Below are 13,986 nucleotides of genomic sequence, written 5' to 3' on the forward strand. Positions count from 1 at the left end.
GTGAGCGCGGGTCAGGGGCGGTCCGCCGCCCGGCCCGCGAGGACCTTGATGGAGGCCAGGGCGATCACGGCCAGGCCGATGATGTAGGCGGACACCGCGAGCGAGGTGCCGCTCGCCTCCAGGAGCAGCACCATCACGAACGGGGCGAGGCCGCCGCCGAGCACGGCCGCGATCTGGTAGCCCAGCGAGGCGCCGGTGTAGCGCATCTCGGGCGTGAACAGCTCGGCGAACAGGGCGGCCTGGGGCCCGTACATGATGCTGAGGAAGCAGCTCGTGACGAAGGTGCCGACCGCGAGCCAGAGCAGCGAGCCGGTGTCGATCAGCAGGAACATCGGCACCGCCCACACCGCGAGTCCGGCCGCGCCGAGGGCGTAGATGCGGATGCGGCCGATCCGGTCGGACAGGGCCGCGGCGGCGGGGATCAGGACGAGCTGGGTGAGGCTGACGCAGAGCGAGACGGTGAGGACGGCCTCGCGCTTCATGCCCAGCTCACGGGTCGTGTAGTCGAGGACCCCGGTGATCAGGATGTAGAACGTCGCCGTGTTCACGGCGAACGAGCCGCCCGCGAGGAACACGGTGCCGAGGTGCCGGCGCAGGACCGTACGCAGCGGGGACTGCGCCGACGCCTTCGCCTTCTCGTCCTCGGCGAGCTTGCGCTCGGCCTCCTTGAACTCGGGGGTCTCCTCGACCCGGGTGTGGATGTAGAAGGCGAGCGCCAGGACCAGCAGGCCGACCAGGAACGGCACGCGCCAGCCCCAGGCGGCGAACGCGGCGTCGGAGGTGACGGCGCCCGCGACGAGGAACACCGTGTTGGCGGTGATCACGCCGATGGGCACGCCGAGCTGGACGAGGCTGCCGTACAGGCCGCGCTTGTTCTCGGGCGCGTACTCGGTGGCCATGAGCATCGCGCCGCCCCACTGCGCGCCGACCGCGATGCCCTGCACGACGCGCAGCAGGACCAGCAGGATCGGTGCGGCGACGCCGACGGTGTCGTACGTGGGGAGCAGTCCGATGCACGTCGTGGACAGGCCCATCAGCGTCAGGGCGAGGACCAGCATGGGCTTGCGGCCGCGCTTGTCGCCGAGGTTGCCGGCGATGATGCCGCCGATGGGGCGGGCGAGGAAGCCGACGGCGAACGTCGCGAAGGAGGCCAGTACGCCGGCGGTGGGGCTGCCGGAGGGGAAGTACAGGTCGCCGAGGACGAGGGCGGCGGCGATGCCGAAGACGAAGTAGTCGTACCACTCGACGGCGGAGGCGAGGGAGGCCGCGGTGGCGACCCTGCGCCGCTGGCGGTTGCGGCTCTCCTCGTCCGTCGTGGGGTGGGTGGTGCCGGGGCGAGCGGATGGGGCTGAGGCCATGCGGGCACACTCCGGGGGATGTTCGGGGGGACGGGTGTTCGCGGCGCCGCGTTCCGGGGACCGTACCGACCGGCTGGTATGGCGTCAACGGGTTGGGCGGCGCCGAATTTCTCGACGCCGCCCAGGGGTGCTCGCGCAGTGCTCGTCCGGGTCAGAACACGACCAGGGCCCGGCCCCCCTTGCCCGCCAGCATGTTGTCGAAGGCCGTCGGGATGTCGTCCAGGGTGATGTGCTCCGTCACCAGCGCGCTCAGGTCGAGGCGGCCCGCGCGCACGTGCTCGGCGAGGACGGGCAGGTCCACGGCCGGGTCGGAGTTGCCGTAGACGCAGCCGGACAGGGTGCGGCCCCAGTGGAAGAGCTCCAGGGCGTTGAAGGTGACCTGCTGGTCCTTGCCGCCGATGCCGACGACGACGGTGCGCCCGCCGCGCCGCGTCGACTCCCAGGCGGTACGGATGGTCACGGCGCGGCCCACGCACTCCACGGCCACGTCGACGCCCTGCTTGCCGGTGAGGGCGCGGATCTCGCGGGCGGTGTTCTCGGAGGCCACGACGTAGTCGGTGGCGCCGGCGCGGCGGGCCAGCTCCTCCTTCTCCGGGGAGACGTCGACGGCGACGATCTTCGCGGCGCCCGCGATGCGCGCCGCCTGGAGAGTGGCGAGGCCGACGCCGCCGACCCCGTAAACCGCGACGGTCTCGCCCTCGCGGACGCGGGCGGCGTGGTGGACGGCGCCGTAGCCGGTGAGGACGGCGCAGCCGAGCAGGGCGGCGTCGGTGAGCGGGACGCCGTCGGGGACGGGCAGCACGCAGCGGGCGGCGACGACGGTCTCCTCGGCGAACGCGGCGACGTTCAGACCGGGGTGCAGATCGCTGCCGTCGGACGCCTTCTTCGCGTACACGTCGCCCGCGCCGGTCAGCGCGTCGGCGCAGAGCCAGACCTCGCCGAGCGAGCAGGCGTGGCAGCGGCCGCACGAGGGCGCCCAGTTGAGGACGACGCCGTCGCCGGGCGCGACGTGGGTGACGCCCTCGCCGACGGAGACGACGGTGCCGGCGCCCTCGTGGCCGAGGACGGCGGGGACCGGCACGCGCATCGTGCCGTTGGTCAGGGACAGGTCGGAGTGGCAGACCCCGGCGGCGGCCAGCCTGACACGGACCTGGCCCGGTCCGGGTGCGGGCAGGTCGATGTCGGTGATCTCCAGCGGGGAGCCGACGGCGGGCAGTACAGCGGCGCGGACCATGGGATGTACGGCTCCTGGGGCTAGAACTGGAGGGACTTGGTCTGGAGGTACTCGCCGAGGCCGTGCGGGCCGAGCTCGCGCCCGACACCCGACTGCTTGTAACCGCCGAACGGGGCGAGGGGGTTGAAGCGGCCGCCGTTGATGTCGACCTGGCCGGTGTCCATCCGGCGGGCGAACGCGACGGCCTCCGCCTCGTCACCGGCCCAGACGGCGCCGGCGAGGCCGTAGACGGTGCCGTTGGCGATGCGCAGCGCGTCGTCCTCGTCCTCGTAGCGGACGATCGAGACGACGGGGCCGAAGATCTCCTCCTGGGCGATGGTCATGTCGGGGGTGACGTCGGCGAACACGGTCGGCTCGACGAAGAAGCCCCGCGCGCGCTCGGTGTCCGGGCCGCCCGCGACGAGGCGCGCGCCCTCGGCGACGCCCTTCTCGATGTAGCCGCGCACGCGGGCCTGCTGCTTGGCGTTGACGAGCGGGCCGATACGGTCGCCGTACTTGGCGGCGGCGGCCGCGGCGAGCTCGACGGCCTCCTCGTACCGGTCGGTGTGGACGAGCATGCGGGTCCAGGCGCTGCACGTCTGGCCGGAGTTGCCCATGACGTTGGCGACGCCGACGCCGACGGCCTTGGCGAGGTCGGCGGAGGGCAGGATCACGTTCGCGGACTTGCCGCCGAGTTCGAGGGCGACGCGCTTGACGGCGGCGCCCGCGGTCGCGCCGATCTGCTTGCCGACGGCGGTGGAGCCGGTGAAGGAGACCAGGTCCACGTCCGGGTGCTCGGCGAGCGCCTGGCCCGCGACCGGGCCGAGGCCGGTGACCAGGTTGAACACGCCGGCCGGTACGCCCGCCTCGTGCACCGCCTCCGCGAACAGCTGGGCGGTCAGCGGGGTGTCCTCGGCCGGCTTGAGCACGACGGTGCAACCGGCGGCGAGCGCCGGGGCCACCTTCGCGACGATCTGGTGGAGCGGGTAGTTCCAGGGCGTGATCGCGCCGACGACACCGATCGGCTCGGCGTACACCGTGGAGTTGCCGATCCTCTCCTCGAAGGGGTACGCGGCGGCGAGCTCGGCGTACGAGCCCGCGACCAGGATCGGGACGCCCGCGTGCACCGCCTGCGAGAACGCCAGGGGCGCGCCCAGTTCGGCGGTGACCGTCTCGGCGATCTCGTCCTTGCGGGCCACGAGCACGTCGCGCAGCGCGGCGATGCGGGCCGCCCGTTCGGCGGGCGCGGTCGCGGCCCAGCCCGGGAGCGCGGCGCGGGCCGCGCGGACCGCCGTGTCGACGTCCTGCGCGGTGCCGGCCGGTACGTGGCCGATGACCTGCTCGTCGGCCGGGTTGACGACCGCGATCGTCTCGCCGGTCGCGGCCTCCCGCCACGCGCCGTCGATGTACATCCCCTCGTGGGCCTTCATGGCTCTCCTCCCAGTACCGCGTGTGTCGTGCCAGGTCGTCCGGCACCCAAACTAGCGGTGTTAGTTTTTGGGCGCCAGAGACGCCCGCCCCGCCCACCGGAGACCTCGGTCACGCGGCCGGTAATTCCCCAGTAACGGCCGCTTCCTAGCGTGCGTGCTCCCCCGAACCGTTCCCGGAGGAGCACTCCCGATGCACCTGCCCCGACCGCCCCGGCGCAGATCCGCCGTATGGGCAGCGGCCGCGTTGACCGCGACCGCGCTGATGACCGGCGTCCTGCCGGCCGTCGCCGCCGGCACCCCTTCCGCCGCGGCCGACGCGAAGATCGACTCGGCGCTGAGCAGTGCCGTGGCGAAGGGCGGCGAAGCGAAGTTCTTCGTCGTCCTCGAGGACCGGGCCGATCTCACGGCCGCCAAGAAGCAGTCCACGCACGCGAAGGCCGCCCGGGCCGCGTACAAAGCGCTCAGGACGAACGCCGAGGACAGCCAGAAGTCGCTCGCCTCCTTCCTCGACCAGGAGAAGGTCGGACACAAGGACTACTGGATCGCCAACGCCGTCCAGGTCACGGGCGGCAAGAAGCTCGTCGACGCGCTCGCGCGGCGCTCCGACGTGAAGGAACTCGTCAAGGCGCGCACGTACAAGCTCGACGACATCGAGACGTCCGACGCCAGGATCACCGGCGCGCGCACCGCCGCCGACGGCGGCACGGTCGGCGACGCCTCGCCGACCTGGGGTGTCACCGACATCAAGGCCGATCAGGTCTGGGACCGCTACCAGGACCGCGGCGAGGGCATCGTCGTCGCCAGCGTCGACTCCGGTGTGCAGGCCGACCACCCGGACCTCGTGGACAACTACCGCGGCAACAACGGCGACGGCACGTTCTCGAACGACTACAACTTCTACGACCCGTCGGGCGAGTGCGCCACCAGCACCACTCCCTGCGACAACGCGGGCCACGGCACCCACACCATGGGCACGATGGTCGGCAGGAACGGCATCGGAGTCGCGCCGCACGCCAAGTGGATCGCCGCCAAGGGCTGTGAGTCGGACTCGTGCTCGGACGAGAACCTCCTCGCGGCCGGCCAGTGGATCCTCGCGCCGACCGACCACAACGGGCTGAACCCGCGCCCGGACCTCGCCCCGAACATCGTCAACAACTCGTGGGGCGGCGGCGTCACGACGTTCTACAAGGACGTCGTCGAGGCGTGGAACTCCGCGGGCATCTTCGAGGCGTTCGCCGCCGGCAACGACGGCGACGGCACCACCTGCTCCACCACCCGGGCGCCCGGCGCCCAGGACACGTCGTACGGGGTCGGCGCCTACGACTCGACGGGCAGGATCGCCGATTTCTCGGGCTTCGGTCCCTCCCCGGTGGACGGCTCGGCGAAGCCGAACATCTCGGCACCCGGCGTGAACGTCACCTCGGCGTGGCCGGGTTCCGCGTACAACACCATCAACGGCACGTCGATGGCGACGCCGCACGTCGCCGGCGCGGTGGCCCTGCTGTGGGCGGCCGACCCGTCGTTGATCGGCAAGATCGACGAGACCCGCGCGCTCCTCGACGAGGGCGCCCGTGACGTCGACGACACGCACTGCGGCGGCACCGCCGGCATGAACAACGTGTGGGGCCAGGGCAAGCTCGACATCCTCGCCTCCGTCGACGCCGCCTCGCACAGCGCCGTCGCCGTGTCCGGCAAGGTCACCGACCAGGCCACCGGCAAGGCACTGGGCAACATCACCGTCAGGGCCTCGAGCGCCGCCTCCGGCACCCGCACGGTCACCACCGGCTCCGACGGTTCGTACCGGCTGACGCTGGCCCCCGGCACGTACGACTTCACGCTCTCCGGCTACGGCTTCCGGTCGAGGACCCTCTCCGGCGTGGAGCTGACCACCGGCTCGCCTCTCACCCAGGACGTCGCACTCACGGCCGCCCCGTCGCACGCGGTCACCGGCACCGTCCTCGACACCACCGGCAAGCCCCTCAAGGGCGCCACCGTGGAGGTCAACGGCTCGCCGCTCGCCCCGGTCACCTCCGGCTCCGACGGCACGTTCACGCTGCCGAAGGTCGCCGAGGGCACGTACGCGCTGTACGTGAAGCCCGCTCAGCCGGTGCTGTGCAACGGCGCCTTCACCGACACGCTCACCGTCGACGGCGACGAGACGCGCACCGTCCGGCTCCCGGCCCGCCCCGACGCCGCCGGCCACACCTGCGCCCCGTCCTCCTACGCGTGGATCGCCGGCGCCGACAAGGTCTCCCTGAGCGGCGACGAGGACGCGAAGACCGTCCCGCTGCCCTTCCCGGTCTCCTTCTACGGGGTGAAGTACTCCAGCGCCGCGGTCACCACCGACGGCCTGATCGATTTCCTCGCGCCGCGCATCGGCGACTACGAGAACGAGGCGCTGCCCTCGCAGGCCCAGCCGAACGGCATCGTCGCCCCGCTGTGGGACGACCTGGCCCTCGACAAGAAGTCCAGCGTGCAGACGGCCACCACGGGCACCACCGGCAGCCGCAGGTTCGCCGTGGTCTGGAACAACGTCCTGTTCGCGGGCTCCACCGACCGCGCCACCTTCGAGGCCGTCTTCGACGAGGCCACCGGCGCGATCACCTTCCAGTACAAGTCCGTCCCGGGCGCCGGTTCCTCGGCCACCGTCGGCATCGAGAACCAGGCCGGAACCGACGCCCTCCAGTACTCCTCCGACCAGGCCGTACTGACCGCAGGTTCGGCGATCCGCTTCGCGCAGGGAGCCACGTCATGAAGACCCCCGGCATGAGAACCCACTCCTCGCGGCGGGCCCTGACGCTCGCCTCCGCCCTCGTCGCGGCGGGCCTGACCCTGACGGCGGCGCCGCACGCGCTGGCCGACGGCGCCTCGACCGAGGCGACGACACTCAGCACCGCCGAGGCCAAGACCCTCGCCGACCACGTCAACGTCGACGTGTACGGGGACGACAACGCGTACGCGGCCAAGGACGACGACGCCTCTGCGGACAACTCCACGCAGGCCACCACGGACGCGTCCACCCCGGTCACCTTCACCAACAAGTCGACGCTGGAAGGCGTGCGCGGCACCGCCGCCACCGTCCCGGCCGGATCCGACGGCAGTTACTTCACCGTGCACAGCCTGGGCAACGTCCAGTTGCACAAGGCCGACGGCTCCACCGCCTGGGCGCGCACCAACGCCTCGTACTACACGGACTGGCAGGTCAAGCCGCTGCAGGTCTGGCGGGCCGAGCCGTATCCGGCGCGCATCGTGATGGGCTACAACGCGATCACCCCGTCCTCGCCGTACTCGGACCAGGGGTTCGACACCGCCGATCTGACCGGTGACGGTACGAAGGACCTCGTGTTCTCCGCGGCGGTCGGCATGACGCCGATGCCCCGCGCGTTCACCTCGCCCGGCTCCTCGCTGTCCCAGGGCACGTTCGTCTCGGTGCTCGACGGCAAGACCGGCAACATGCTGTGGTCGAAGCTGTACGCGTACGCCACCAACGTCAAGGTCGTCGACGGCACGCTGCTGATCGCGAACACACCGCGCCTGAACTCGGCCGCGCCCGCGACGGAGACGGCCACCCTCACCGGCATCCGCTTCTCCTCCGCCGACGGCAGGCTCACCCCGTCGTCGACGTGGACGTACGACACGAAGTCGGCGGCCGGCGCCAACTGGGGCGCCCTGGAGGCCGTCGGCGACGGCAAGGTCGCGGCGGTCTGGGACCTGCGCAAGACCGACGCGAACGCCGCGCGCGGCCGCACCCTCGTCCTCGACACGGCCGACGGCTCGGTGACGTGGCAGACGGACAGCGCCCTGTACGGACGTCAGCTGCGGCTGGACGCCTCGCGGAACCGGGTCGTCGCGCTGGAGCAGGCGGACACCTCCGACGCGGTGCGGTACGAGGTCGCCGCGTACGACCTGACCGACGGGGAGCGGACCACGCTCGACTCCCGCGTCAACGTCCTGCCGACCGCCCTGACGGTCGGTGACGCGGCGGCGGGCGGCGGCGACGAGATCGCGGTCGGCGAGTCGTCGTACAACGCGTCGTACTTCGTGAACTCCAGCACGATCCGGGTCCTGGACGGCTCGGACGGCTCGACGGTCAAGTGGGCGTACACGACCAAGCGTTCCGCCGACAACGGTCACAACGGTGCGAGCACCTGGTCCCTGGCCACCAAGGGCGGCGCGCTCTACGCCACCGCCAACGACGACCGGGCCCAGGACACCGCGCTCAACCCGGGTGGCCTGCGCTACGGCTCGCTGACCGCGTTCACCGGCGGCGGCAAGGTCAAGTGGCGCCAGAACGGCTACGGCTCCTCGCCGTTCTACCAGCAGCTGTACTCGGCGGGCGGCGGCGACTACGTGCGCACCGTCGACCAGGAACAGAACGTCCGCGAGTACAGCCTCGGCAACGGCAGCCAGAAGAACCTGACGCCGCTGCAGGGCGACCTGTACACGGGCAAGGCGGCCGACTTCGACGGCGACGGCAAGAAGGACGTCGTCGTCGGTGGCTCCTCGCACGGCGTGTGGGCGTACTCGGGTACGTCGCTGGTCGACGGCTCCCCGAAGGTGCTGTGGAAGGCCACCGTTCCCGGCGAGGTGCACAACATCGCGACCGGTGACGTGAACGGTGACGGCACGCCCGACGTCGCCGTGGCCGCCGACAACGCCGCCGCGGTGCTCGACGGGAGGACCGGCAAGGTCCTGTCGACGATCGACGGCAAGGGCGCGTACGTCCGCTCGGTCACCGTCGCCGACGTGGACGACGACGGCAAGGCCGAGGTCCTCGTCCCGACCGACGCGCTGCGCGTGTACGACGCGAGCGGCACGCAGCTGTGGTCCTACTCCGCGCCGTCGGGCGCCGGTGACGTGGTCTTCTCCGACACGGTCGTCTCGGGCGGGCAGGTGTACACGCAGTACTCCAGCCCGAACGCCGTCCAGGTCTCCGACGCCGTCGTCAACGGTGTCGCCCTCGACAGCAAGGGCACCGTACGGTGGACCGCCGATCCGAAGGCCCCGAGCCAGGCCGTCGACGGCAAGCTGCACGGAGCGGTCCTGGACCACGGGGTCTTCGCCTCGCCGCAGATCCCGTACGCGGACGGGCACGCGGTCGTCTACACCTGGATCGTCAAGGCCGACCCGACCACCGCGGGCGACCTCGCCACCGCCTCCCCGCGCATCGTCACCGAGATCCGCGACGGCCGCACCGGCGAGGTGCTCCACCAGGACCTCACCAGCGGCCCGTGGTCGCACGGAAACTACTTCGTCGACGACCGGAACAAGGTGCTCTACCACATGGGCTTCGGCGTGATCACCGGTTACACCGGCGCCGGCGAGGAAGACACTTACGCCTCGGTGCTGGCACCGCTGCGCACGGCCGGGTTCATCGACGGCCCCGGCGGCCGGCGCCTGTTCGCCGGCGGCGTCGAGGGCGGCCTCGCCGCTTACGACCCGTCGCAGCTGACCAACGGCGGCGTGTTCCAGTCCGCCCGGGGCAGCGCCTCTCTGATGGGCGGCCGCAACTACCTCGCCGCCGACCTCGACGGCGACGGCGCCGACGAGATGATCTCGCTCAACTTCGACCACTTCGGCACCAACCGGATGGCGGAGCAGCTGGGCGGCGGTGTGCTCTCCCTGGACAACGGCATCCACCAGATGTCGACGTTCAAGCTCTCCTGACCTCTCGGCAGGTCTCACGGAACCCCCTGGGCGGACTCGCCCAGGGGGTTCTCAGCCTGCTCGGTTACAGTGGCGCCCTCATGAACCAGCAGGAGACCGGCCGCACGGAATCAGCCACTCCGCTGCTCCGTCTGCACCTTTTCGGCTGTTTCGCGGCCACGCGTGACAACGGCCCCGCACCCGCCGAGCGCTGGACCCGGCCGAGCGCCCGGACCCTGGTGAAGCTGCTCGCCGTCACCCCCGGCCACCGGCTCCACCGCGAACAGGCCATGGACCTCTGCTGGCCGGAGGCCGACCGGCAGTCCGCGACCGGCTCGCTGCGCGTCGCCCTGCACGCCGCACGCCACGCCCTGGAGCCCGAACTCGCTCCGCGCGCCTCCTCCTCGTACCTGATATCCGACGGCGCGCTGCTGCGCCTGGATCCGGCCACGGTCCGGATCGACGCCGACGAGGCCGAGACGGCGGCGCGGGGCGCGCTCGCCTCCCGGGACCCGGAGCGGCTGGCGGCCGCCCTGGAGCTGTTCACCGGCGAGCTGCTGCCCGAAGACCGCTACGCGCACTGGGCCCAGGCCCGCCGGGAACAGCTGACCACCCTGCGTGAGGAGGTGCTGCTCGCGCTCGCCGCCGCCCACCTGGCCCAGGGATCCCACGCCGCGGCCGTCGGCGCGGCCGAGCAGGTGCTCGCCCTCAGCCCCGCCGAGGAGTCCGCCCACCGCCTGCTGATGGAGGCGTACCTCGGCCAGGACCTGCGGCGGCTCGCGGTCCGCCAGTACCACCTGTGCCGGGAGGCGCTCGACGCCGAACTCGGCGTGCGGCCCGGCCCCGAGACGGACCGTCTGCACCGGCTCGCGCTCGCCGGCTCCCCCGCCCCCGCCCTCACCGCGCCCTCGCTGCCCGGCCCCCTGCGCTCGCCCGGACAGGCTCCCCTGCACGGGCGTGACAACGTTCTCCAGCGGCTGCTCGCCACGGGCGGGCCGCCGGTCACCCTGCTCACCGGCGAGGCCGGCGTCGGCAAGACCGCGCTGGCCGCGGAGACCGCCCGGCGGGCCGCCGCGGCCGGGGCCGCCGTGCTGTGGGGCGGCGGGCACGACGCCGAGGGGCACACCCCGTACGGGGCGTTCGCGGAGGCGCTGGACGGCTGGCTCGCCGAATGGGACGCCGGGGAGCGGGCCCGCGTGGGCGGCGAGTATCCCGAACTGGCCGCGTTCCTGCCGTCGTTGGGGCGCGTACGGGCCGAGGGGGAACGCTCGCCGGAGGAGGAGCGGGACCGGCTGTTCCGCGCGGCGTCCGGACTGCTCGGCGAACTCGCCTCGGCACGCCCCGTGCTCGTCGTCCTCGACGACCTGCACGCCGCCGACGAGGGCTCCTTCCAGCTGCTGAGCCATCTGGCCCGCCGCGCCGCCGGCCACGGGACGCCCCTGCGGTTCCTCGTCACGTACCGGGACGAGGAAGTGCCCGACGGCGATCCGCGGCGCTCCGCGCTCGTCGCGCTGCGCCGCGCACGCCTGTCCGTGCGCGAGGAGGTGGCCCGGCTCGACCGGGACGCCTGCCGGGCCGTGGCGCGCGACGGCGGCGCCCCGGACCGGCGGCTCGACCGGGTCTGGGAGCTCTCCCTCGGCAACCCGCTGTTCGCGCTCGAACTCGCCCGGAGCCCGGTCGGCGACGAAGCACCCGACGGAGTACGGCAGTTGGTGGCCGACCGGCTCGGACGGATCGGCCGGGACACCCGCCGGGTGGTGGAGGCGCTCGCCGTCGCGGGCGGCGAGGTCGCCCTCGGCGAACTGCTCGACGTCGCCGAGCACGGGCTGCGGCCGCCTGTGGACGCGGTCGCCGCCCTGGAGGACGCCATCGGGGCGGCGCTCGTCGAGGAGCGGCAGGTCGTGGTCGCCGGGCGGGCCGAGGCGGGACTCGCCTTCCGGCACCCGCTGGTCCGGCTCACCTGCTACGACCAGCTGGCCGTCGTACGGCGCCGGCAGCTGCACGCCGCGTTCGCGCGGACCGTGCTGCGCCGCCGCCCGGACGCCGTCGACACCCTCGCCTCGCACTTCGCCCGGGCCGACGACCCGCGCGCGGCCGAGTACCTGCACCGGGCCGCCGAACGGGCCGCCGCCGTCTACGCCAACGACACCGCCGACCGCTACTACCGCGACCTCGTCGCCCGGCTCGACGTGGACGCCGCCCGGGCCCGCCTCGCGCACGCCCAGGTGCTGCGCCGCATGGGCCACTTCAGGCAGGCGGCCGACGTCCTGCGGCTCGCGCTCGCCGAGTTCGCGCGGCGCGGCGACCACGACGACACGGTGCTCGCGGCGGCCCGCCTCGCCGAGACCCTCGTCAAGGCCGAGAGCCCGGCGGCGGCTCTCACCCTGCTGGGCCGGCACGTCCCGGCCGAACGGACCGGTGCCGAACCGACGGCCACCCACTTCCTCGCCCGCTCCGTCGCCCTCGGCGTGCAGGGCGCCTACGAGGACGGATACGCGGCCGCCCGGCAGGCGCTCGCCGCCGCGCTGCGCGTGCCCGGGATCACCGGCCAGGGGCTGATCGCCCGCTGCCACGCCGGGCAGGCCACCAATCTGGCGCTCGCCGGACGGTTCCGCGAGGCCCGGGAGGCCGCCGGTCAGGCGCTCGCCCCCGCCGAGGCGTACGGGGACTCGGCGCTGCTCGGCTCGGTGCTCTCCGTGCTGCGGGAGAACGCGCGCCGCGAGGGGCGGCTGCGGGAGGCCGTCGCCACGGGGCGGCGCGCACTCGGCCTAGCGGAGGAGTCGGGCGACCCGACCGCCGCCGCGTTCGAACGGGCCAACCTGGCCGAACTGCGGTTGCTGTTGTGCGAGTTCGACGCGGCGCGGGAGCTGGCCGAGGCAGCGGTCGCCGGGGGCGCGGAGGGTGACGCGTGGTCGTCGCCGTACGCGCTGGCCGCGCTGGCGAGGGTCCGGATGCGCGACGGGGCGCCCGGCCGGGCCGGAGCTCTGCTGGAGCGGGCGGAACGGTCGGCCGGCGCGGACCGGCAGGCCCTCTTCGAGGTGCGCACCGCCCGCGCCGAGCTCGCCCTCCTCCAGGGGCGGCCGGAGCAGGCGGCGGCGCTGCTCCCCGCGGGCGAGGCACCCGTCCTCGCCGCCTGGGCCGAACTCCTCGCCGGGCGGCGGGAGTCGGCCCTGCGGATCGCCGCGGCGGAGGCCGAGCGGGCGGTCGGGGCCGGGGAGCGGCTCGCGGAGGTGGAGGCGCGGGTCGTCGTGGGGGCGGCTGGACCGGATGACGGGGTGCTGGAGGAGGCGGAGGCGCTGGCCTCCGCGCTGCCGTACCCGGCCGGGCTGGAGCGGGTGCGGAGGGCACGGGAGCGCTTCGGGACGACGCGTTAACTAAAGGCTCGCGACTCCCCCGTACCCCCCGTTCCTCCCTGTTCCTCCCCGTTCTCCCCTCCCGGCACGGGGAGGGGGACGGGTCAGAGCTGCCGCTCGACGCCGGTGAGATGGGCGAAGACCACGATGTTGGACGCGTATCCGGTCTTCCGGTCGAAGGCTCCACCGCAGGTGATCAGGCGCAGTTCGGGGCGCCGGGCGGCGCTGTACACCTCCTGGTCCGGGAAGGCCGCCTTGGCGTACGTACGGACCCGGTCGACCGTGAAGACGGCGACGCGGCCGTCGGCGCGGGCGATCCGGACGGTGTTGCCGGTGTCGAGCGAGTCGAGGTCGAGGAAGATCGCCGGGCCGGTGCGGGTGTCGCGGTGACCGACGACGACGGCGGTGCCGCGCTCGCCCGGGGTGACGCCGCCCGTGTACCAGCCGACGAGCCGGGGGTTGTCGACGGGCGGGGCGGCGAGGCTCCCGCCCGGCTTCAGACCGAGGCCGATGACGGGCGCCTCGATGGTGATCGCGGGGACGGCGAGGACGGTGGGGCGGGACCGGGCCAGGGGTGCGGGGGGACGCGCGGGCTTCCCCGGCGTCCTGGCCGCCTTCTTGGGCCCGGCCGCGCCGGACGTGCCCCGCGTCCCGTGAGCGTGGTTCGCCCCGTGGGCGCCGTTCGCCCCGTCGGTGCCGGGCGCGGCCTGCGCCGACGAGGCCCCGTGGCCGGCGAGGGCCGGGGCCGCCGGTTCCTCGCCGCTGGACCACCAGACGGCACCGCCGACCAGAGCCAGCGTGACGGCCACCGTGCGGGCGAGCCTCAGGAGCCGGCGCTGCCGCCGGGTGGTGCGCCCGCGCCCGCCCGGCCCCCCCCGGCGGGGCGGGGGGGCGGGCCCCCCGGGCGCCCCCCCCCCGGGGGGCCCCCAACGACCCCCGCCCCCCGCGGGGCGGGGGGCCGCGCGCCGCGGGGCCCCCACACCCGC

At 73.7% G+C, this 13,986-nt stretch carries 7 protein-coding genes; 3 read left to right on the forward strand and 4 right to left on the reverse strand.

Annotated elements, in window-relative coordinates; all coding sequences use genetic code 11:
- Positions 1-11: 11 nt before the first annotated feature.
- The 3 genes from ACFW9D_RS22565 to ACFW9D_RS22575 form a co-directional block, all read right to left on the reverse strand.
- Complete coding sequence (locus ACFW9D_RS22565) at positions 12-1,358, reverse strand: MFS transporter (protein WP_188339806.1); 1,347 nt, start codon at positions 1,356-1,358, stop codon at positions 12-14.
- A gap of 151 nt (positions 1,359-1,509) precedes the next feature.
- Positions 1,510-2,592 (reverse strand): Zn-dependent alcohol dehydrogenase, encoded by a 1,083-nt coding sequence (locus ACFW9D_RS22570; RefSeq protein ID WP_188339805.1) that lies wholly within the window; start codon positions 2,590-2,592, stop codon positions 1,510-1,512.
- Between the two features lie 20 nt (positions 2,593-2,612).
- Positions 2,613-4,001, reverse strand: coding sequence for an aldehyde dehydrogenase family protein (locus ACFW9D_RS22575; RefSeq protein ID WP_384624188.1), 1,389 nt, complete (start codon positions 3,999-4,001; stop codon positions 2,613-2,615).
- A gap of 190 nt (positions 4,002-4,191) precedes the next feature.
- Here ACFW9D_RS22575 and ACFW9D_RS22580 point away from each other — a divergent pair, with 190 nt between their 5' ends.
- The 3 genes from ACFW9D_RS22580 (at position 4,192) to ACFW9D_RS22590 (ending at position 13,021) form a co-directional block, all read left to right on the forward strand.
- On the forward strand, positions 4,192-6,756 hold the full coding sequence (locus tag ACFW9D_RS22580; RefSeq protein WP_384624189.1) for a S8 family serine peptidase: 2,565 nt from the start codon (positions 4,192-4,194) through the stop codon (positions 6,754-6,756).
- On the forward strand, positions 6,753-9,668 hold the full coding sequence (locus tag ACFW9D_RS22585) for an FG-GAP repeat domain-containing protein (protein ID WP_384624190.1): 2,916 nt from the start codon (positions 6,753-6,755) through the stop codon (positions 9,666-9,668). Before ACFW9D_RS22580 ends, ACFW9D_RS22585 begins: the two co-directional genes overlap by 4 nt.
- A gap of 80 nt (positions 9,669-9,748) precedes the next feature.
- On the forward strand, positions 9,749-13,021 hold the full coding sequence (locus tag ACFW9D_RS22590; RefSeq protein ID WP_384624191.1) for an ATP-binding protein: 3,273 nt from the start codon (positions 9,749-9,751) through the stop codon (positions 13,019-13,021).
- Between the two features lie 83 nt (positions 13,022-13,104).
- Here the strand turns inward: ACFW9D_RS22590 and ACFW9D_RS22595 are convergent, their stop codons facing one another.
- Positions 13,105-13,809 (reverse strand): class F sortase, encoded by a 705-nt coding sequence (locus ACFW9D_RS22595; protein ID WP_384624193.1) that lies wholly within the window; start codon positions 13,807-13,809, stop codon positions 13,105-13,107.
- Between the last annotated feature and the right edge of the window lie 177 nt (positions 13,810-13,986).

The sequence above is a fragment of the Streptomyces sp. NPDC059524 genome, from assembly GCF_042749255.1.
Taxonomy (GTDB): Bacteria; Actinomycetota; Actinomycetes; order Streptomycetales; family Streptomycetaceae; genus Streptomyces; species Streptomyces xanthii.